Source organism: Sphingomonas sp. BK036, assembly GCF_004216825.1.
GTDB lineage: Bacteria > Pseudomonadota > Alphaproteobacteria > Sphingomonadales > Sphingomonadaceae > Sphingomonas.
The window spans coordinates 293,276-312,648 of record NZ_SGXR01000006.1 but is presented as its reverse complement, the minus strand read 5'-3'; the positions used below and the strand labels follow the sequence as shown (position 1 = coordinate 312,648).

Annotated in this window: 18 protein-coding genes; 8 read left to right on the top strand and 10 right to left on the bottom strand. The window is 67.4% G+C overall.

What is annotated here, in order from left to right:
* The first annotated feature begins 89 nt into the window (after nucleotides 1-89).
* Nucleotides 90-1,433 (top strand): methyl-accepting chemotaxis protein, encoded by a 1,344-nt coding sequence (locus EV283_RS14660; RefSeq protein WP_130326973.1) that lies wholly within the window; start codon nucleotides 90-92, stop codon nucleotides 1,431-1,433.
* 23 nt (nucleotides 1,434-1,456) lie between these two features.
* On the top strand, nucleotides 1,457-2,893 hold the full coding sequence (locus EV283_RS19585; protein ID WP_130326573.1) for a methyl-accepting chemotaxis protein: 1,437 nt from the start codon (nucleotides 1,457-1,459) through the stop codon (nucleotides 2,891-2,893).
* A gap of 9 nt (nucleotides 2,894-2,902) precedes the next feature.
* On the opposite strand, the gene EV283_RS14650 is transcribed toward EV283_RS19585, so the two are convergent.
* Nucleotides 2,903-3,997 carry a GNAT family N-acetyltransferase gene (locus EV283_RS14650; RefSeq protein WP_130326571.1) on the bottom strand — a complete coding sequence of 365 codons (1,095 nt, stop codon included), beginning with the start codon at nucleotides 3,995-3,997 and terminating at the stop codon, nucleotides 2,903-2,905.
* Nucleotides 3,998-4,090: 93 nt separating this feature from the next.
* On the opposite strand from EV283_RS14650, the gene EV283_RS14645 reads away from it, so the two are divergent.
* Both EV283_RS14645 and EV283_RS14640 read left to right on the top strand, forming a co-directional pair.
* Complete coding sequence (locus tag EV283_RS14645; RefSeq protein WP_056416547.1) at nucleotides 4,091-4,549, top strand: DUF2721 domain-containing protein; 459 nt, start codon at nucleotides 4,091-4,093, stop codon at nucleotides 4,547-4,549.
* Nucleotides 4,546-4,938: a DUF4345 domain-containing protein gene (locus EV283_RS14640; RefSeq protein WP_130326569.1), complete on the top strand. Its 393-nt coding sequence runs from the start codon at nucleotides 4,546-4,548 to the stop codon at nucleotides 4,936-4,938. Before EV283_RS14645 ends, EV283_RS14640 begins: the two co-directional genes overlap by 4 nt.
* 137 nt (nucleotides 4,939-5,075) lie before the next feature.
* On the opposite strand, the gene EV283_RS14635 is transcribed toward EV283_RS14640, so the two are convergent.
* Nucleotides 5,076-6,656 (bottom strand): amidase, encoded by a 1,581-nt coding sequence (locus EV283_RS14635; protein ID WP_130326567.1) that lies wholly within the window; start codon nucleotides 6,654-6,656, stop codon nucleotides 5,076-5,078.
* A gap of 118 nt (nucleotides 6,657-6,774) precedes the next feature.
* Here EV283_RS14635 and EV283_RS14630 point away from each other — a divergent pair, with 118 nt between their 5' ends.
* The gene (locus EV283_RS14630) at nucleotides 6,775-7,938 is read left to right on the top strand and encodes an MBL fold metallo-hydrolase (protein WP_130326971.1); all 1,164 of its coding nucleotides are present in this window, start codon (nucleotides 6,775-6,777) and stop codon (nucleotides 7,936-7,938) included.
* A gap of 209 nt (nucleotides 7,939-8,147) precedes the next feature.
* On the opposite strand, the gene EV283_RS14625 is transcribed toward EV283_RS14630, so the two are convergent.
* Entirely contained in the window at nucleotides 8,148-8,534 is a 387-nt protein-coding gene (locus EV283_RS14625) for a VOC family protein (RefSeq protein ID WP_130326565.1), read from the bottom strand.
* A 207-nt stretch (nucleotides 8,535-8,741) separates the two neighbouring features.
* Nucleotides 8,742-9,572 (bottom strand): ferredoxin--NADP reductase, encoded by an 831-nt coding sequence (locus tag EV283_RS14620; RefSeq protein ID WP_130326563.1) that lies wholly within the window; start codon nucleotides 9,570-9,572, stop codon nucleotides 8,742-8,744.
* Between the two features lie 304 nt (nucleotides 9,573-9,876).
* Here EV283_RS14620 and uvrB point away from each other — a divergent pair, with 304 nt between their 5' ends.
* Nucleotides 9,877-12,075, top strand: a complete 2,199-nt coding sequence (gene uvrB, locus EV283_RS14615) for an excinuclease ABC subunit UvrB (RefSeq protein ID WP_107957827.1) — start codon at nucleotides 9,877-9,879, stop codon at nucleotides 12,073-12,075.
* Between the two features lie 51 nt (nucleotides 12,076-12,126).
* On the opposite strand, the gene EV283_RS14610 is transcribed toward uvrB, so the two are convergent.
* Nucleotides 12,127-12,501: a PRC-barrel domain-containing protein gene (locus tag EV283_RS14610; protein WP_130326561.1), complete on the bottom strand. Its 375-nt coding sequence runs from the start codon at nucleotides 12,499-12,501 to the stop codon at nucleotides 12,127-12,129.
* Between the two features lie 112 nt (nucleotides 12,502-12,613).
* Here EV283_RS14610 and EV283_RS14605 point away from each other — a divergent pair, with 112 nt between their 5' ends.
* Nucleotides 12,614-13,192 (top strand): hypothetical protein, encoded by a 579-nt coding sequence (locus EV283_RS14605; RefSeq protein WP_242615988.1) that lies wholly within the window; start codon nucleotides 12,614-12,616, stop codon nucleotides 13,190-13,192.
* A gap of 539 nt (nucleotides 13,193-13,731) precedes the next feature.
* On the opposite strand, the gene EV283_RS14600 is transcribed toward EV283_RS14605, so the two are convergent.
* The 3 genes from EV283_RS14600 to EV283_RS14595 form a co-directional block, all read right to left on the bottom strand.
* On the bottom strand, nucleotides 13,732-14,208 hold the full coding sequence (locus EV283_RS14600) for a DUF2501 domain-containing protein (RefSeq protein WP_165391795.1): 477 nt from the start codon (nucleotides 14,206-14,208) through the stop codon (nucleotides 13,732-13,734).
* An 82-nt stretch (nucleotides 14,209-14,290) separates the two neighbouring features.
* Complete coding sequence (locus tag EV283_RS19190; RefSeq protein ID WP_165391794.1) at nucleotides 14,291-14,965, bottom strand: hypothetical protein; 675 nt, start codon at nucleotides 14,963-14,965, stop codon at nucleotides 14,291-14,293.
* Nucleotides 14,962-16,479, bottom strand: a complete 1,518-nt coding sequence (locus tag EV283_RS14595) for a fumarate hydratase (protein WP_130326558.1) — start codon at nucleotides 16,477-16,479, stop codon at nucleotides 14,962-14,964. The genes EV283_RS19190 and EV283_RS14595 overlap by 4 nt, the downstream gene beginning before the upstream one ends.
* Before the next feature lie 63 nt (nucleotides 16,480-16,542).
* On the opposite strand from EV283_RS14595, the gene EV283_RS14590 reads away from it, so the two are divergent.
* A complete protein-coding gene (locus tag EV283_RS14590) occupies nucleotides 16,543-17,244 on the top strand; it encodes an NAD-dependent deacylase (RefSeq protein WP_130326556.1) in 702 nt (233 codons plus the stop codon).
* Here EV283_RS14590 and lgt read toward each other — a convergent pair whose 3' ends face one another.
* Nucleotides 17,245-18,087 carry a prolipoprotein diacylglyceryl transferase gene (lgt, locus tag EV283_RS14585; RefSeq protein WP_130326554.1) on the bottom strand — a complete coding sequence of 281 codons (843 nt, stop codon included), beginning with the start codon at nucleotides 18,085-18,087 and terminating at the stop codon, nucleotides 17,245-17,247.
* Nucleotides 18,088-18,283: 196 nt separating this feature from the next.
* Complete coding sequence (gene era / locus EV283_RS14580; protein ID WP_130326552.1) at nucleotides 18,284-19,225, bottom strand: GTPase Era; 942 nt, start codon at nucleotides 19,223-19,225, stop codon at nucleotides 18,284-18,286.
* Nucleotides 19,226-19,373 lie beyond the last annotated feature (148 nt).

Genomic DNA, 19,373 nt, shown 5'->3' with positions numbered 1-19,373 from the left:
CCCCGATCCCTAACCAGCCCTTAAGACATAGGCTGTAGCGCTGGACGGGTATTCCCGAACCGGAGCCGAGCATCTTGACCACCACCGACCTGCCGGTTCCCGGCACGATTGCCGCCTCTGTCGACCTGGCGGCACGGCTGCGGGTTTTCGATTTCGACGGCAGCCTTGCCAGCGCGAGCCGCGAGGTATGGGCTGCGCTCGCGCCCGAGATCACGCATGTGTCGAAGGCCTATTGGGAGCAGTGGCTGCGCTGCTTCTCCGACGAACGGATCTGGGCGCCGCACGAGACCGAGCGGATGATCGAGGTCGGCTGCACGTTCCTGCGCAACCGGTTCCTCGAGACGAGCGGGCGCGCCTGGGTCGAGTCGGTCGAGCGAGCGGTCGCTGCGGCCTATGTCGCCGACGTCTCGCCGATGGCGCTGCTGTCGATGATCAGCGCGAGCGACCGTGCCGCGCTCGAGGTGCTGATGCGCAGGGTCGACCGGTCGGATGCCCGGCTGCCGGCCTATGTCGACACGCTGATGCGGCTGTCGGCGCTGGAGGGCGAGATCACCGTGGCGATCTACAGCGCGTACCGGACGCATTCGGCGCGGGTTGCACGCGATACGCTGGCGGCGGAGTTCCGCGACGGGATCGCGGCGATGGTCGAGACCGCGACCGACGAAGGCCATATCCTGCGCGAACAGGCGCTGCGGAGCTCGGCATCGACTCGCGTGGTGCTGGGCAAGGCGAGCGAAGTCGCGGCCGCCGCCGAGCAATCCGCGGTCGCCATGCGCGAGGCCGCGCAGACCGCCGCCGGGCTGATCCGCGCGATCGAGGATGCGCGCACCGAGGTGGAGGCCGCGGCCGAGATCGCCAACCGCGCATCGGCGCAGGCCGGCCAGGCGGTTGGCATGTCCGAGACGCTGAGCGATCATGCCAAGTCGATCGAGTCGATCCTGGGGCTGATCCGCGACATTGCCGGGCAGACCAACCTGCTCGCGCTGAACGCGACGATCGAGGCGGCGCGCGCGGGCGATGCCGGGCGCGGCTTCGCGGTGGTGGCACAGGAGGTGAAGAGCCTCGCCAACCAGACCGCGCGCGCGACCGACGATATTGCCGCCAAGATCGCCGCGATCCAGGCCGCCACGCGCTCGACAGTCGATACGAACGCGTCGATCAAGGCGACCGTCGCCGAGGTGCAGGAGAGCGCCGACCGGATCCGCTATGCGATGGAAGCGCAGGCGCAGACGGTGACCGCGATCACCGCGGCGGTCGACGAGACCGCGCTGGCGGCCGATTCGATGTCGACCACGATCGCCGCGATCCGCGAGGATACCGAGACGGTCGCGACCGAGATCGACGGCGTCGGGCGCGGGTTCGACGTGCTGGATACGCGGCTCGGCAATCTCAAGACCAGCGCGGGCGTGTTCGTCGCGAAGGTCGCTGCATAACGGACCCTCAGGAGGGGGCAATAATGGAGTATCAGGAGGGGATATCCGGCCGACCCGTCAAAGACGGGGGGCCACAGACCGGTTCCGAAGCCAGCCGGGCCACGCGCAATCCCGCCCGGAACTGGGGCGCGGATCAGCGGCCGCTGCGCGACCGCGTGCATGATTACGACTGGGACGGGGCGATCGGCCCCGCCTGCGCGACGCTGGGCGTGCTGCTCACGCCCGCCGATTGCCGCCAGATCGCCGAGACGTTCTGGCGGCATTACCTGTCGCTGGAGTCGGCGCGGCATATCGTGCGTCATCTCACGCCCGAGGCGATCGAACGGCGAATCGCCTCGAGCGCGGACTATGTCCGGCTGCGCTACGGCGACCCCACCGACGATGCGTGGAAGGCGATGGCGATCAGCCATGCCGAGGATTCGTATCGATCGGGAATCCCCCTGCCCGCCCTGCTCTCGTCGCTCGCCTTTGCGCACAGCGTCACGCTGACGCTGGTCGCGGATCGGCTGGGCACCGACATGGCGACGATGCGGACATTGAGCGACGTGGTGCAGCGGCTGGCGCTGATCGAGGCGGACATCATGGCGTCGCATCTCGGCGCCAGCGATGCCGAAGCCGCGCGGGTCGAACGCCAGACCAGGGCGACCGACTTTCGCGGGAGCATCGCCGCGTCGATCGAGCAGACCGCCGCGCTGGGCGCGCGGATCCGCGTGCAGGCGGCGGGCGCCTCCGACTCGACGCGCGGGATGCTCGGCAAGGCGAGCGAAGTCGCATCGGCGGCGGAGCAGTCCGCGGTGGCGATGCGCGAAACCGCGCGGACCACCGCCGGGCTGATCCGTGCGATCGAGGATGCGCGGACCGAAGTCGAGGCCGCCGCCGCGATCGCCGACCGCGCCTGCACGCAGACCGGCGAGGCGGTGGGCGTGTCCAGGGTGCTGAGCGACCATGCGCAATCGATCGAATCGATCCTGGGGCTGATCCGCAGCATCGCCGGGCAGACCAACCTGCTCGCGCTGAACGCGACGATCGAGGCGGCGCGCGCGGGCGACGCCGGGCGTGGCTTCGCGGTAGTGGCGCAGGAGGTGAAGAGCCTCGCCAACCAGACTGCGCGCGCGACCGACGATATCGCCGCCAAGATCGCCGCGATCCAGTCGGCGACCGCGGCGACGGTCGCGACCAATGCCCTGATCAAGACGACGGTGACCGAGGTGCAGCACAGCGCCGAACGCCTGCGCCACGCGATGGAGGCACAGGCCCGCACCGCCGCCGCGATCACCGCCGCGGTCGACGAGACCGCGCTGGCGGCGGACCTGATGTCGACGACGATCGCGACGATCCGGGTCGAGACCGAAGCGGTGGCGACCGAGATCGACCAGCTGGGGCATGCGTTCGGCGATGTCGACGACCAGCTCGGCGTGCTGCGCGGGGCGGCGGACGGGTTCTCGGCGAGCGTGGGGTAAGCGCGCGCTTTAACGAGCGTGCTGGCCGCTCCGGCGCCATAGCCAGCCGAGCAGGCGGCCGATCGTCGCGGACAGGCCGGGGCGCAACAGGATCCAGTCGCGGATCGGCGCGCCGGCGGTGGCACCGATGACCTGCTTGTAGCCGCTGTCGCCCGCGCCCCAGTCGACCCGCTGGATGCCGCGGGCCTGCGCGGCGACCAGGTTGCGCCAGTAGAGCAGCTTGCCCGGCGACTGCCTGGCAAAGCGCGGATCGTAGCTGTTGGCGATCGCGTACAGCAGCGCGCCGGTATCGATGTCGAACGAGAAGGCGGCGGGCACGCCCTCGACGCTGAGCAGCGCGGCGCGGAACATGCCCGCCAGCACCGGGTCGGCGACCGCGGCCTGCCAGAAGGCGAGATGGCCGTCGGTGGTGAATTTCATGTCGGTGCGATCGGTGGCGTGCGCGATCCAGCTTGCCTGCTCGACCGCGCCGAGGTCTGCGAACGCGGCGGGCCAGTCCGTGCCCGACAAGAAGCGCCAGTCGAGCGCGCCATGCTCGGCGAGATGCTTTTCGTGCGAGCGATTCTTGCGCAGCGTCGAATTGCGCGGCCAGGGCTGGCCGTCGGCGGCGGGGCGGAGATCGAGCGACCAGTTCTGCCCGATCGGCCGGTCGATCGCGGCCCAGCCGCTTGCGCGCGCCGCCGCGACCAGCGCGGTGGCGGCGGGGTCGTCGTCATGGACGGGGCCGATCCGCAGGCCGTTGACGTGTGCCCCCAGCGTCGACAGCGCGGTCTTGAGCGCAGCCTCGCCGGCGTCGAGCGCGAGGCAGAAGCTGCGGAACGGCCAGTAGCAGCCGGGGATCGTCGCCAGCCGGAACAGGCGAGGACCGAGCGGCACGAACGGCAGCGCCAATACGGGCGCGTCCTCCTGCTCGACCACCAGCGTCCGCGCTTGCCCGCCATAGGCGGCGAGCGCGGCGGCGTACCAGCCGAAGCGGAGGAAGCGGTGGCTCTGCGCGCCGCGCTCGGCGACGATATCGATCGCGGCGGCCAGCCCCTCGACCACGTCGCCGCGGACGATGGGGGGCAGCCGGACGAAGTCGGCCAGGAGCATCGGCTTGGACATGGCCCCTGGATACCGCGCAGAAGGTTACGATTGCATGCTCTTTTGCTGATGCGGCCTTTTGCAATCGCGCGCATTCCCCACCATGGTGGCATCATGCCGACGATCCCAGCCATCTCGACCATCGCCCAGACGATCCAGCTCTCGCTTGCCCCGGTGTTCATGCTGGCGGGGATCGGGCAGCTGCTCAACGTGCTGGCGGGGCGCCTGTCGCGCGTGATCGACCGCGCGCGGAAGCTCGAGCTGATGCACGGCAGCATTACCGGGCCCGACCATCATCGCTACGTCTGGGAGCTTCGCCTGCTCGACCGGCGGATGACGATCATCAACGCCGCGCTGTTCCTCGCGGTGTCGAGCGCGATCATGACCTGCGTGCTGATCGCGCTGCTGTTCATCGCCGAGCTCGCCAAGCTGCATTTCGGCACCGCGGTCGCGTTGTGCTTCATCCTCGCGATGATCCTGCTGATCGCGGCGCTCGTGTCGTTCATCGTCGAGGTGCGGATCTCGCTGCGCGCGTTCCGGATCCGGCCGGAATTGCTGAAGGACCTGTCGTGATCGTCGAAAAGCGGCTGTTGCAGGCGGTGATCGCGGTCGCGTGCCTGTTGCCGCTGATCGTCGGCGGCCAGGGCGTGCTGCATGGGCCTGCGCCGTTCGGGCACCTGACCGAGGTGCCGCGCGATCTGGACAGCCATTTCCGCTATATCTCGGGGATCTTCTTCGCGACGGGGCTGGGGTTCGTCAGCTGCATTCCGGATGTCGAGCGCAAGGGCGCGCGGTTCCGGTTGCTGGGCGGGTTGATCTTCGTCGGGGGACTGTCGCGCGGGGTTTCGCTGCTGGCGGTGGGGGTGCCGTCGCAGGGGCATGTGCTCGGGCTGGTGATGGAGACGGTGGTCGTGCCGTTGCTGATGCTGTGGCAGTGGAATTTCGCGCGGCGGGCGAGCTGAACCCTTTTCCCCCGTCCGCTTCGACGCACACAGTCCCCCACCCGTCATCCTGACGAAAGTCAGGACTCGGAGCCATTGGCGCCACGCTCTTTACTCTGGGTCCTGACTTTCGTCAGGATGACGGTAGGTTTGCGAGGCTAGCGGACCGCTTCCAAGCCGGGGCCGACGTCGGCGGTCGGTCGGTAGCGGGGGGCGACGCGGGCCTTTGCGCGCTGCTCATAGGCATAGCCGGCGCCGAGCACAGCCGCGTCGCCGTATTTGGTGGCGATGAACGACAGGCCGACCGGCAGGCCGCGGACCAGACCCATCGGCACGGTCAGGTTCGGATAGCCTGCGACCGCTGGCAGTTCGCTTGAGCTCGGGCCGCCATATTGATCGCCGTAGACGGGTTCGCTGAGCCAGGCGGGGCCGTAGGTCGGCTCTACAAGCACGGTCGCGCCGGCGCTCTTGAGCATCGCGTCGATCCCCTCCGCACCTGCCAGACGCAGCGATTTCGCGCGGGCGGCCTTGTAGGCGGGGTCGTTCAGGCCTTTGGTCCTTGCCGCCGCGTCGAACGTTTCCTGCGCAAAGAACGGCATTTCGGTCGCGGCGTTCGCGGTGTTGAACGCGATCACCTGGTCGAGCGAGCGCGTGCGGACCGCCGCGGGGGTGGTCGCGAGATAGGTGTCGAGGTCGGCCTTCAGCTCGGTCTGGAGGACGAACAACTCGGCCTCGCCGAGACCGTCCAGCTTGGGCTGCTTGACCTCGACCAGCACCGCGCCCGCAGCCTTCAGCACGTCGAGCGCAGTCTGGTATCTGGCGGCGACGTCCGCGGTCATCTCGGGCCGGAGCACGCCGACGCGCAGCCCCGACAGCGCGCTGGTCGAGAGCGCTGCGGCATAGTCGCGCTGATAGGCCCCTGCCCCCGCGGTCGCCGGATCGCCCGGGTCGGCCGCGATCATCGCCGAGAGCATCGTCGCGACATCGCGCACGCTGCGCGCCATCGGGCCGGGCGTATCCTGGCTGTGGCTGATCGGCACGACGTGCGTGCGGCTGACGAGGCCGAGCGTCGGCTTCAGCCCGACGAGCCCGTTGATCGACGACGGGCAGACGACCGAGCCGTCGGTTTCGGTGCCGATCGCCGCCGCCGCGAAGCTCGCCGCGATCGCGGCGCCCGAGCCGCTCGACGAGCCGCAGGCGGTGCGATCGAGCGCATAGGGGTTGCGCACCAGACCGCCGACCGCGCTCCAGCCGCTCATCGACCGGGTCGAGCGGATGTTCGCCCATTCGCTAAGGTTGGTCTTGCCGAGGATCACCGCGCCTGCCGCGCGCAACTGCGCCACCACGGGTGCGTCGCGGCGGGTCATGTTGTCCTTGAGCGCGAGGCTGCCCGCGGTGGTCGGCATCGCGTCGGCGGTCTCGACATTGTCCTTGATCAGCACGGGCACGCCGTGGAGCGGACCGCGGAGGCGCCCCGCCTTGCGTTCGGCGTCGAGCGCCCTGGCCTGCGCCTCCGCGTCCGGGTTTAGCGCGATCACGCTGCGCAACGCCGGGCCGGTGCGGTCCATCGCCGCGATCCGCGCGCGATAGGCGCGGACGAGATCGACGCTGTTGGCCTTGCCCGCGGTCATCATCGCCTGGAGCTGGTCGATCGACTGTTCCTCGACCATGACCGTCTTCGAATATGCCGCCGTTGGAATCGCGGTCGCGAGCAATAGCCCGATGATAAGCTTACGCATTTTGGAATCCCCTTTGGCGCGAGGCTATCGAGGTTGCAGCCTCGCGCCAAGCGGTCTGAACGATGGCCGCGACGATGCGTTACGCACCGGCAACGGATAGGGGAACGACGTGCGGCTGGTGTTGAAGATCGTCGGGGGTGTCGTGCTGCTGACGATCGTGGTCGTCGCACTGGCCGTGACGATCGTCCCGAGGTTCCTCGACCGGATCTATTATCGCGGGCCGGCGACGGCGCACTTCGACGGCGAGCGCTTCGCGAACCCCGACAATGACGCCGATACGCAGCAGATCCAGCCGGCGGGGGGCGGTCGGGCCAGCTTCTTCTGGCACTATTTCACGGGCAGCGACGGGCGGCCGGCCTGGCCTAAGTCGGTGGCGGTGCGACCGATCGCGCCGCCCGCGCGCGTGGAGGGCGAGCGGATGGTCGTGACGTGGGTCGGCCATGCCAGTGTTCTCATCCAGACGCAGGGGCTCAACATCCTGACCGATCCGGTTTGGGCGGAGAAGGCGGGGCCGCTCGGCGCGGGGCCGCGCCGGGTCGCCGAGCCCGGGATCGCGTTCGATGCGCTGCCGAAGATCGATCTCGTGCTGGTCAGCCACGATCATTACGACCATCTCGACAAGGCGACGCTTGGTCGGCTCTGGCAGCGCGATCGGCCGCGGATCGTCACAAGTTTGGGGAACGACAGCGTGATCGGCCAGACCGGCGCGACGGCGACTGCGCTCGATTGGGGGCAGCGCGTGGCGATCAAGCCGGGCGTGTCGGTCAGCGTGACTCGCAACCATCATTGGGGGAGCCGGTGGTTCAGCGATCGGAACCGGGCCTTGTGGTCGAGCTTCGTGGTGACGCTGCCGGGGGGGAACGTGTTCTTTGCGGGCGATACGGGGATGGGCGACGGGCAATGGCCGGTGGAGGCTGCGGCGCTCGGCCCGATCCGGCTGGCGCTGATCCCGATCGGCGCGTTCCGGTTCGTCGACGGGCAGATGGAGTCGGGCAGCCATATCGGGCCGGTCGATGCGGTCGAGGTCTATCGCCGGCTGGGCGCGGCGCATGCGATCCCGATCCACTGGGGGACGTTCCGGCTGTCGTTCGAGGGGTATGACACGCCGCCCAAGCTGCTCGCGGCGGCGATGCGGTGTACTGGGCAGAGTGGGTTCGCGCCGGTGGCGATCGGGCGGCCGGTGGAGGTTGCTGGGTATGTGAAGCCGGCGACGGGGACGCCGATGCCGCGGGCGGCGTTGTTGACGTGCCTCGATACGGCAGCGGTTCGGGCGCTGCGGTAGGCCGGGGTATTTGTCTCAAAGGCTTGGCGCGTCATCGCACCGATAGAGCCACCACCCCGGCGGAGGCCGGGGTCCAGTTGGGGGCGGCTGCTGGCAGGGAACAGCGCTTCGTTACTGCTACCTTTCCAACTGGACCCCGGCCTTCGCCGGGGTGGTATATTAGGCCGGGGTGCTATTGAGGCGGAGCGGTAATCGCTCGATCGTGCCGTTCACCCCATCTTGAACACGCAGAGCTTGTTGCCATCGAGATCGCGGAAATAGGCGCCGTAGAAGCCCATTTCCTCCGGCCCGCGCATGCCGGGGGCGCCTTCGTCCGCGCCGCCGAGTTCGATCGCCTTGGCATGGACCTGGTCGACCTGCGCGCGCGAGTCCGCCGCCAGCGCGACCATCGTGCCGTTGCCGGCGGTCGCGGCCTGGCCGTCATAGGGCTTGCCGATCGCCAGCATCGGCTTGGCCGCGGCGGCGCCGTAGAAGGTCAGCTTGCGATCGTCGGGCATCTGCATGAGGCGCTTGCCGCCGGCGGTCGCGAGCAGCGCGTCGTAGAAGGTGAGCGCGGCGTCGATATCGTTGGTGCCGAGCGTTGCGTAGCCGATCATCACTCTCTCCTCTTGGGGGTTGAGGAGGCATATCGACACGGTTCTGCGGCGGAGACAATGCGCTTGGCCCGCCACCCAGTCCGTCATCCTGGGCTCGACCCAGGATCCAGAGCCACGATGCTCGCGCTATGTGGCTCTGGATCCTGACTTTCGTCAGGATGACGGGGGGCGTCAGGATGACGGGGGGGGCGTCAGGATGACGGGGGGTCAGCCGACGAAGGCGCGCTCGATAACGAACGTGCCGGGCTTCGAATTCGCGCCCTCCTCGAAACCGTTCGCCTCGAGCATAACCGCGAATTCCTTGATCATCTCGGTCGAGCCGCACAGCATCGCACGGTCCGTCTCGGGGTTGAGCCTCTGATCGCCGCGCACCGGGTGGCCGAACAGCGACGCATCCTCGATCAGCGCGCCGATCCGCCGCGTGGTGCGGAACGGCTCGCGCGTCACGGTCGGGATATAGTGGAACTGCGTCTGCGCCTCGTCGGCGATCAGCGGATCCTCGGCGAGCAGCCCGACCATCTCGTCATGATAAGCGAGATCGCTGACGCGGCGCACGCTGTGCACGACGATGACCTGCTCATAGGCCGCATAGACGTCGGGATCGCGCATCAGGCTGAGGAACGGCGCAAGGCCGGTGCCGGTCGAGAACATGAAGAGGCGCTTGCCCGGCAGCAGCGCGTCGAGCACGAGCGTGCCGGTCGGCTTCTTGCCGAGATACACCTCGTCGCCCGGCTGGATCAGCTGGAGCTTTGAGGTCAGCGGGCCGTCCTCGACCTTGATCGAGAGGAATTCGAGCTCTTCGGAATAATGCGGGGACGCGATCGAATAGGCGCGCATGATCGGCTTACCGCCCTCCTGGGGAAGGCCGATCATCACGAACTCGCCCGAGCGGAAGCGGAAGCTCGACGGGCGCTCGATCGCGAAGCTGAACAGATGTTCGTTCCAGTGGCGGACCCAGAGCACCTTGGCGTTGAGGAACGCGGGGGTTTCGGGGATCAGCGCGGGCGCGCGGGTTTCGGCGACGATAGGGGCGGTCATGCGTCTTTTCCTTGGCCTGCGCGGCGGAGCGTCGGCGGATCGATGGCTTGCGAAACGGTCGCATTATTGGCGCGCGGGGTATGGGTCAACAACAGCAAAGCTTGGGGGGGCACAAAGCGGCGGTGCATCAAAACGCTCGTCATTCCCGCGCAGGCGGGAATCCAGACTGGCAACGCTCTCCCTTAAATTGCTGACGGCGTAGGTTATGGATCCCCGCCTGCGCGGGGATGACGGGTGGTTAGTGGAATGATGGAGCATCCAACGCCGTTGCCGTTGCCATGGCTGTTCCCCATATTCCCCCTCGATGGCCATTCAGATCCGCACCAGTCTCGCCGAGCCCGAAACCGGCGAAAGCTTCGTCCCGCACCGCCCGACCGCGCGGCCTGCCAAGGTCGAGGGCGGCAAGCGGTTCAAGCTCGTCAGCGACTACGCCCCTGCGGGCGACCAGCCGACCGCGATCGCCGAACTCGTCTCCGCGATCGGCGAGGGCGAGAAGGACCAGGTGCTGCTCGGCGTTACCGGCTCGGGCAAGACCTTCACGATGGCGAGCGTGATCGAACGCGTGCAGCGGCCTGCGCTGATCTTGGCGCCGAACAAGATTCTCGCGGCGCAGCTCTACGGCGAGATGAAGTCGTTCTTCCCCGACAACGCGGTCGAATATTTCGTCAGCTACTACGACTATTACCAGCCCGAGGCGTATGTCGCGCGGTCGGACACGTATATCGAGAAGGAATCGTCGACCAACGAGTCGATCGACCGGATGCGGCATTCGGCAACGCGCGCGCTGCTCGAACGCGACGACGTGATCATCGTCGCGTCGGTCTCGTGCCTGTACGGCATCGGCTCGGTCGAGACCTATTCGGCGATGATCTTCGACCTGAAAAAGGGCACGACGGTCGACCAGCGCGAGATCGTGCGCAAGCTCGTCGCGTTGCAGTACAAGCGCAACGACGCGGCGTTCCAGCGCGGCAATTTCCGCGTGAAGGGCGACACGCTCGAGATTTTCCCGTCGCATTACGAGGACAGCGCGTGGCGCATCTCGTTCTTCGGCGACGACATCGAGGAGATCACCGAGTTCGACCCGCTGACCGGCAAGAAGGTCGCGTCGCTCAACTCGGTGCGCGTCTATGCGAACTCGCATTACGTGACGCCCGGCCCGACGCTGAAACAGGCGGGCGAGGCGATCAAGCACGAGCTGGCCGAGCGGCTGAAGGAGCTGGTGCTCGAGGGCAAATTGCTCGAGGCGCAGCGTCTGGAGCAGCGGACGAACTTCGATCTCGAGATGATCGCGGCGACCGGCAGCTGTGCGGGGATCGAGAATTACTCGCGCTTCCTCACCGGCCGCATGCCGGGTGAGCCGCCGCCCACGCTGTTCGAATATCTGCCCGACAACGCTTTGCTGTTCGTTGATGAGAGCCACGTCACGATCGGCCAGATCAACGGCATGTCGCGCGGCGATCACCGCCGCAAGCTGACGCTGGCCGAATATGGCTTCCGCCTTCCCTCGGCGATCGACAACCGGCCGCTGCGCTTCAACGAATGGGACGCGATGCGCCCGCCGACGACCTATGTCTCGGCGACGCCGGGAAGCTGGGAAATGGAGCAGACCGGCGGCGTGTTCGCCGAACAGGTCATCCGCCCGACCGGGCTGATCGATCCGCCCGTCGAGATCAAGCCGGTCGAGGAGCAGGTGCAGGACCTGATCGTCGAGGTCGGGAAGACCACGGCGCTCGGCTATCGCACGCTCGTCACGACGCTGACGAAGCGGATGGCGGAGGATCTGACCGAATATATGCACGAGGCGGGGATCAAGGTCCGCTACATGCACAGCGATGTCGAGACGCTCGAGCGTATCGAACTGATCCGCGATCTGCGGCTCGGCGTGTACGACGTGCTGATCGGCATCAACCTGTTGCGCGAGGGGTTGGACATCCCCGAATGCGGGCTGGTCGCGATCCTCGATGCGGACAAGGAGGGGTTCCTGCGCTCCGAGACCTCGCTGATCCAGACGATCGGTCGTGCGGCGCGTAACGTCGATGGCCGCGTGATCCTGTACGCCGATCGCGTCACGGGCTCTATGGAGCGCGCGATGAACGAGACCGCGCGGCGTCGCGAGAAGCAGGTCGCGTACAACACCGAGCATGGCATCACGCCGACGACGATCCGCCGCAACATCGGCGACATCATCGCACATGTGGCGAGTCAGGATCAGGTGACGATCCCGATCGACGAGGACCGGCCGCACATGGTCGGGCATAACCTGCGCGCGTATATCGAGGATCTGGAAAAGCAGATGCGCAAGGCGGCGAGCGATCTCGAATTCGAGACTGCGGGGCGGCTGCGCGACGAGATCCGCCAGCTGGAGAACGAGGAACTGGGGCTGCCGGTGGACCAGCAAAAGGCACCGGTCATGGGCCGCTCGAACGAGGGCAAGCCGGGGACGCGGAAAACGCGCTACGGGAAGAGCCAGAAGATGCGGATGGGCGGTTCGCGCTCGCGTTGAAGCGCCGGGCGTCGGGTGCGTGTGATCCACGCGCACCCGACGATTTGGTGATCAGCCGACGACGAGGTCTTCGCTGTTCGAGCCGTAATAGCTTGCGACGCGGTCGGCATAGGCCTGGTCGAAGACGGGGGCGTTGTTCGCCCAGCTCGGGCCGCCTTCGAGGACGCGCTTGTCGATCGTCACGACGTAGAGGTCGCGGACCGCGTCGAACTGGAGCAGCGCGAACGGCAGCGGGTAGAAGCTCTTGCCCATGCCGAGGAAACCGCCGAGGCTGAGCACGGCATGCGTCGCGCGGCCGGTGCCCTTGTGGACCATGAAGGCGTGGACCGAGCCGACAGTATCGCCGTCGCGGCTCTCGACCTTCATCGTGCCGGAAACGCTCGCCTGGACGAGCAGCTGGGTCGGGGTCTGGGCGGCGTCGGACATGAACATTCTCCTGATATCTTCCGTCGCTGAACCGGTATCACCGTGCGGCGGTTCCCGGCTAGCGCGCTTCGTCGTGCTTGAGCCGCCGCCGGGCGTGCCGCATAGCGATGCGATGCGTACCCAGTCCCCCCGTTCCGTCGGCTTGCGATCGCTTGCCAGCCCCATCGTCCTGGCGCGACTTGCCGGTCTGGCGACGCTCGCATCGATCGCCGGCTGCGTCCCGCCGCCGCGCGCCGAGGCACCGCCGCCGCGCACGGAGGCCCCGGCGCCCGCCCCGGCCCCGCGCCCCGTGCCGATCGCCGCCGACTGGCGCGACTGGCCCTATTCGCCGGGGACCTGGGTGTATCGGCGCGACGCGCGCGGCTCGATCGCGTTGTTCGGGCCGGCCAATGCCGACGCCGCGCTGACGGTGCGCTGCGATACCGGCGCACGGCAAATCTATTTGTCGCGCGCGGGCAGCACGGCGACGCCGCTGACGATCCGGACGTCGAGCGTGACCCGCGCCGTGCCGGTCCAGCCGACGGGCAGCACGCCCGCCTATGTCGCCGCGGCGCTGATGCCGAACGATTCGCTGCTGGAGGCGATGGGGTTCAGTCGTGGGCGGTTCGTCGTCCAGCAGGCCGGTCTGCCGCCGCTGGTGGTGCCCGCCTGGGCCGAGATCGAGCGCGTCACCGAGGATTGCCGCGGCTGAAATCGACGAAACGACAGCCTTGAACGATTGCCCGAAAACTTCTGTAAAACAAGGCTTGTATCGCGTCGCCGTCCGGCACACATTGGCGTTGCGGTCAGGCTTGGCCGCGTTTTTTTCCACAAGCGAAAGGAGGTGATCCGATGTCTCATGGTTCAGCAGTGAGTTCGGTTCGGTTCGTTCGGGGGACGCACCGCTAATTCCGCCGGTTTGCGTGGGGAGTATCCTCTCCCAGTCAACACGTGAGCCATAGGATAGGTGGTACGCATGGTCCTCCGGGCTGGAGCTCTCCGGCCGCTGACCATGTCAGGAGGCTGTCGGTTCGTCGGGAGACGAGCCGGCAGCCTCTTTTCATTTTGGGGCGGTTTTTTGTGGGTGGTGCGGGCGCGAATGGCGCTGGTGATCTTCGAAGGCACAGCTACCCTCACCACACCCTCCGTCATCCTGACGAAAGTCAGGATCCAGAGCCACAACGACGCGCCTTTTAACCCTGGATCCTGACTTTCGTCAGGATGACGGAGAGCGTTGAACGCGGGCGAGCGTTACAGGAACGCCTTCGCGCGCTTGAGCACGACGTTGCAGAGCTGCGTCTTCACCTGGCCGCCGAGATTACCGAGCGACAGCGTCTGGCCATTGCCGGCCTGGACCTGCCCCGCCTGCCCCGCGGCATAGCCCGGCGAGGTCTGGACGTCCTTGCGTCCGGTCAGCTGTTGTAGGATCGACTGCGCGCCGCTGGCCTGCGTGCCGGTCTGGCCGCCGGTCAAGCCGCCGAGCATGCCGCCCTGCCCGAGCAGCCTGTTCTTGAGGCAATAGCCGAGCAACCCCGCCGCATTGCCAGCCCCGACCGACCCGACATTCGGCAACCCGCCACCGAGCAGGCCACCAAGGCTGCTAAGCCCGCCAAAACCACCCTGCGCCCCGCGCTCCGTTTGCGGTGCGGCGGTCTGGGATGCGGCCGTCTGCGCGGCGGCGCCTGTTGTCAGGCTCAGCGCGGCGGCAAGAGCGATGGCGGTTTTCATGATACGCAACTCCGATGGGTTCGGTTGACCAACGGTAGAGCGCCTGCCCCGTTCCGATGCGTTGCCGTATGGTAGCCCCGGCTCAGCGCTGCGCAAACAGCGCGTCGACCGATCCGCCAGTGTTCGCCAGCACCGTCGCCACGCGATGGCGCGCGTCGTGATAGGCCAGCGCGGGGGCATGGGGATCGGTCCGCCGCAGATGCCCGGCTTCGGCATCGGTGAGGCTGCTTTCGGCCGCGACATGATCGGCATAGCCTTCCGCGACCCAAGTCGGGAGCAGCGCCGCGCGCAGTTCGCCGAGGTGGTCGGCGATCATGATGTGCGTCGTCTCGTGCGCGATCACGCCCGTCAGCGTCCGCGTGTTGCCGATGTCGCGATCGGTCGTCACGCGGTCGGCGGCGATATCGCTCCGATTGAAGACGATCGCCGACCCGAACGGTCGACGAAACGCGAAGACGTGCGGCGACTGGAGCGCGAGTACGCGCCAGCGCCAGCCGCCGTTCGTCAGGAACAGCGACCGGCGCACGGGGCCCGGGTAGATCGGGCTCGATCGCAACAGCGTTTCCGCGCGCGACAGTTCGTCGACGATCCGCGCGTCGATCGGGCGCTCGGCATAGACGGTGACGTCGCCGACCCGCTGGCTGAACGGAAACGCCAGGACCTGCGGCGCATAGGCCAGCATGAGCGCGAGCAGGAGGAGCGCGGCAAGCGTCCACCCGACGGGGCCAACCCGCCTCCTGCCCGCGCGCGTGATCATGCGGGGGTGAGCAGCCCTTCACGCGCGATCTTCTCGCGCCAGACGAGCGGGGCGAGCTGGTGGACGTTCTCGCCCGCCGAATCGACCCCGACGGTCACCGGGAAATCGGCGACCTCGAACTCGTAGATCGCCTCCATGCCGAGATCCTCGAAACCGACGACCTTCGATCCCTTGATCGCGCGCGCGACCAGATACGCCGCACCGCCGACCGCCATCAGATAGGCCGACTTGGCCTCCGCGATTGCCTTGGTCGCGTCGCCGCCGCGCTCGGCCTTGCCGACCATCGCGAGCAGGCCCTGGTCGAGCATCATGCGCGTGAACTTGTCCATCCGCGTCGCGGTGGTGGGGCCCGCGGGGCCGACCACCTCGGTGCCGACGGGATCGACCGGGCCGACATAATAGATCACGCGACCGCGGAAATCGACGGGGAGCTCCTCGCCCTTGGCCAGCATGTCGGCGATCCGCTTGTGCGCGGCGTCGCGGCCGGTGAGCATCTTGCCACTCAGCAGCAGGCGGTCGCCATGCTTCCAAGTCTGGACCACCTCGGGCGTCAGCGTGTCGAGATCGACTCGGATAGCGGCCTTGTCGGGCGTCCAGTTCACATCCGGCCATTCCTCGAGCTTCGGCGCTTCGAGATAGACCGGGCCCGAGCCGTCGAGCACGAAATGCGCGTGGCGCGTGGCGGCGCAGTTGGGGATCATCGCGACCGGCTTCGACGCGGCATGAGTCGGCCAGTCGAAGATCTTGACGTCGAGGATGGTCGATAGCCCGCCCAGCCCCTGCGCACCGATGCCGAGCGCATTGACCTTGTCGTAGATCTCGATCCGCAGCGCCTCGATGTCGTTCTTCGGCCCGCGTTCCTTCAGCTGCGCCATGTCGATCGCGCCCATCAGCGACTGCTTGGCGAGGATCATCGACTTTTCCGCGGTGCCGCCGATGCCGATGCCGAGCATTCCCGGCGGGCACCAGCCGGCGCCCATCTGCGGGATCATCTCGAGCACCCAGTCGACGATCGAGTCGGACGGGTTCATCATCTTGAACTTGGACTTGTTCTCGCTGCCGCCGCCCTTGGCCGCGACGTCGATCGAGACGGTGTTGCCGGGCACCATCTCGACATGCATCACGCTCGGCGTGTTGTCCTTGGTGTTCCGCCTGGTGAAGGCGGGATCGGCGAGGATCGAGGCGCGCAGCTTGTTCTCGGGGTTGAGATAGGCTTTCCGGACGCCTTCATCGACGACCTCCTGCAAGGAGCGCGTCGAGTCGAGACGGCAATCCTGGCCCCATTTGACGAAGATCGTGACGATCCCGGTATCCTGGCAGATCGGGCGGTGGCCCTCGGCGCACATCCGGCTGTTGGTGAGGATCTGCGCGATCGCGTCCTTGGCGGCGGGGCTCTGCTCGGCCTCGTACGCGACGCCGAGCGCGCGGATGTAATCCATCGGGTGATAGTAGCTGATGAACTGGAGCGCGTCGGCGACGCTTTCGATCAGGTCGGCTTCGGTGATGACGGTCATGCAACGCCTTTGCAGATGCGGGTATGGGGTGCCTTACCGTGCCCGGCCGGGTTATTGAAGGTCATGCAGGATATTCGGACCATCGTGGTGCTGACGGGCGCTGGCATTTCGGCAGAAAGCGGGATCGCGACGTTCCGCGGACCCGGCGGGTTATGGGAGGGGCACCGGGTCGAAGACGTCTGCACGCCCGAGGCGCTCGCTGCGGATCCGGAGCTGGTGCACCGGTTCTACGACCTTCGCCGCGCGGCGTTGGCGGCGGTCGAGCCGAACGCGGCGCATCGGGCGTTGGCGCGACTGGATGGGGCTTGGGACGGCGAGCTGCTGATCGTCACGCAGAATGTCGACGACCTGCATGAGCGCGCGGGGGCGACGCGGATGCTGCACATGCACGGCGAGTTGCTCTCGGCCTTGTGTGGCGTTTGCGGGCGCCGCGAGCCTTGGGCGGGCGCGCTGCCCGAGGGATCGGTGTGCGGTGCGTGTGGCGCGGCGGCGCTTCGGCCCGACATCGTGTTCTTCGGCGAGATGCCGTACCAGATGGAGCGGATCGAGGCGGCGCTGGCGCGCGCCGATCTGTTCGTGTCGATCGGGACGTCGGGGGCGGTGTATCCGGCGGCGGGGTTCGTGCAGACCGCGGCGTATCACGGCGCGCAGACGCTGGAGTTGAACCTCGATCCGTCGATGGGGAGCGTGTTCTTCGAGGAGACCCGGATCGGGGCGGCCGGGGTGCTGGTGCCTGCCTGGGTCAGCGAGGTGCTGGGCGGGTGATCATGCCGCGGGGACGGTCGCGACGCGGGATCCCCCGAGCGACCGGGCATAGAACCAGATGCCGGCACCGATCATCGGCACGCTCAGCGTCTGCCCCATCGTCAGCCCCCACCACAGATGGTCGAGCCCGGCATCGGGCTGGCGGACGAATTCGAGCAGGACGCGCGCGGTGCCGTACAGGATCAGTCCCGCCCCGAGCAGGTGTCCGGGACGCAGCCGCGCGTCGGTGCGCCAGAACAGATAGGCCAGCGCGATCATGCTGAGCCCGCCCTCGAGCGCGGCTTCGTAGAGCTGGCTCGGGTGGCGGGGGATGCCGTCCTGCGTGCCGGGGAAGATCACCGCCCAGGGCAGCGAGCTCGGCCGGCCCCATAATTCCCCGTTCACGAAATTGGCGATCCGCACCAGCACGAGGCCGAACGGCGTCGCGCACGCCACATAGTCGCAGACGCGCAGCAGCCGCAGCCGGTGACGCCGCGCGAACAGGATCAGGCTGACGATCACCCCGAGGAACCCGCCGTGCAGCGACATGCCGCCCTGCCAGAGTTTCAGCACGTCGAGCGGCGCGCGCCAGATCTCGGGCCGGTAGAACAGGCAATAGCCGAGGCGGCCGCCGATGATGATGCCGAGCGTCAGGTAGAAGACGAGATCGTCGACATGCTCCGCCGCCATCGGCGCGCCGGACCGGCGGAGTATTTTCCGCAGATACCACCAGCCCAGCGCGATCATCGCGACATAGCTGATCGCGTACCATCGGAGCTGGAACAGGCCAAGATCCAGCGCCACCGGGGATAGATGAAGCTGGTCGTAGCGGATCGCGGACGTCGCATCGATCAGGGTCTGCATCGCGTGATCCTCGTGCCGCTCAGCGGGCGAGGTCTGTGATAGCATCAATAGATTTCAGGACGTCGTGGGTTTGATACAATAGGCATAGGCGTTGCCAATTGCCGGGCCAAAATCTGTTCTCCCGCGAAGGCGGGAGCCCAGGCTGGGCCCCCGCCTTCGCGGGGGAACAGGGTAGTGCGGTTAGTGAGCTCGCGGGTCAGTCGACCCAGTCGAGGCCGATGTCGCGGTAGGTTTCGCGGTCTTCGTCCCAGCCGGGTTTGACCTTGACGTGCAGGTAGAGGTGGACGGGTTTGCCGGTGATGCTGGCGAGTTCGATGCGCGAGCGCGCGCCGATTTCCTTGATCCGGACGCCGCCCTTGCCGAGCACGATCGCGCGCTGCGTCGGGCGTTCGACGAGGATCTGCTGGTGGATCTCCAACGATCCGTCCTGACGCTCGATATACTGCTCGGTCTCGATCGTGCTCGCATAGGGGAGCTCGGCGTGGAGCTGGAGGTAGAGCTGCTCGCGAGTCACCTCGGACGCGAGCGCGCGCTCGGTCGAGTCGGACACCTGGTCTTCGGGATAATGCCACGGGCCTTCGGGCATCGCCTTGGCGAGCTGCGTCTTGAAGTGCGCAAGGCCGTCGCCGGTGCCGGCACTGATGAAGAACGTCTCGGCAAAGGGGAGCAGCGCGTTCAGCTTTTCGGCGTGGATCAGCAGCTTGGTCTTGTCGGCGAGATCGACCTTGTTGAGGATCAGCCAGATCGGCTCGGTGCGACCGACCAGCGACTCGACGATCGTCGTGACCTTACCGCCGATTCCGCCCTTGGCGTCGACCACCAGCGCGATGATGTCCGACCCTTCCGCGCCGCCCCAGGCGGCGGCGACCATCGCGCGGTCGAAGCGGCGCTTGGGCTCGAAGATGCCGGGGGTGTCGACGAGCAGGATCTGCGTGTCGCCCTCGATCGCGACGCCCATCAGCTTGGCGCGCGTGGTCTGCGCCTTGGGGCTGACGATCGCGACCTTCTGGCCGACGAGCGCGTTGACGAGCGTCGACTTGCCGGCGTTCGGGGCGCCGACGATGGCGACTAGGCCGCAATGCTTGGGGGTGGACGTCTCGGAAGTGGTGGGTTCGGTCACGCAGGTTCTTTTCGGCATCGGGATATTCGGCGCCGGTCATACAGATAAAACGCGCGGCCGTCATTCCCGCACCCGCCGCATCCGTCATCCTGACGAAAGTCAGGATCCAGGGTCACGCAGGGTGTCGCTTTTGGCTCTGGATCCTGACTTTCGTCAGGATGACGGA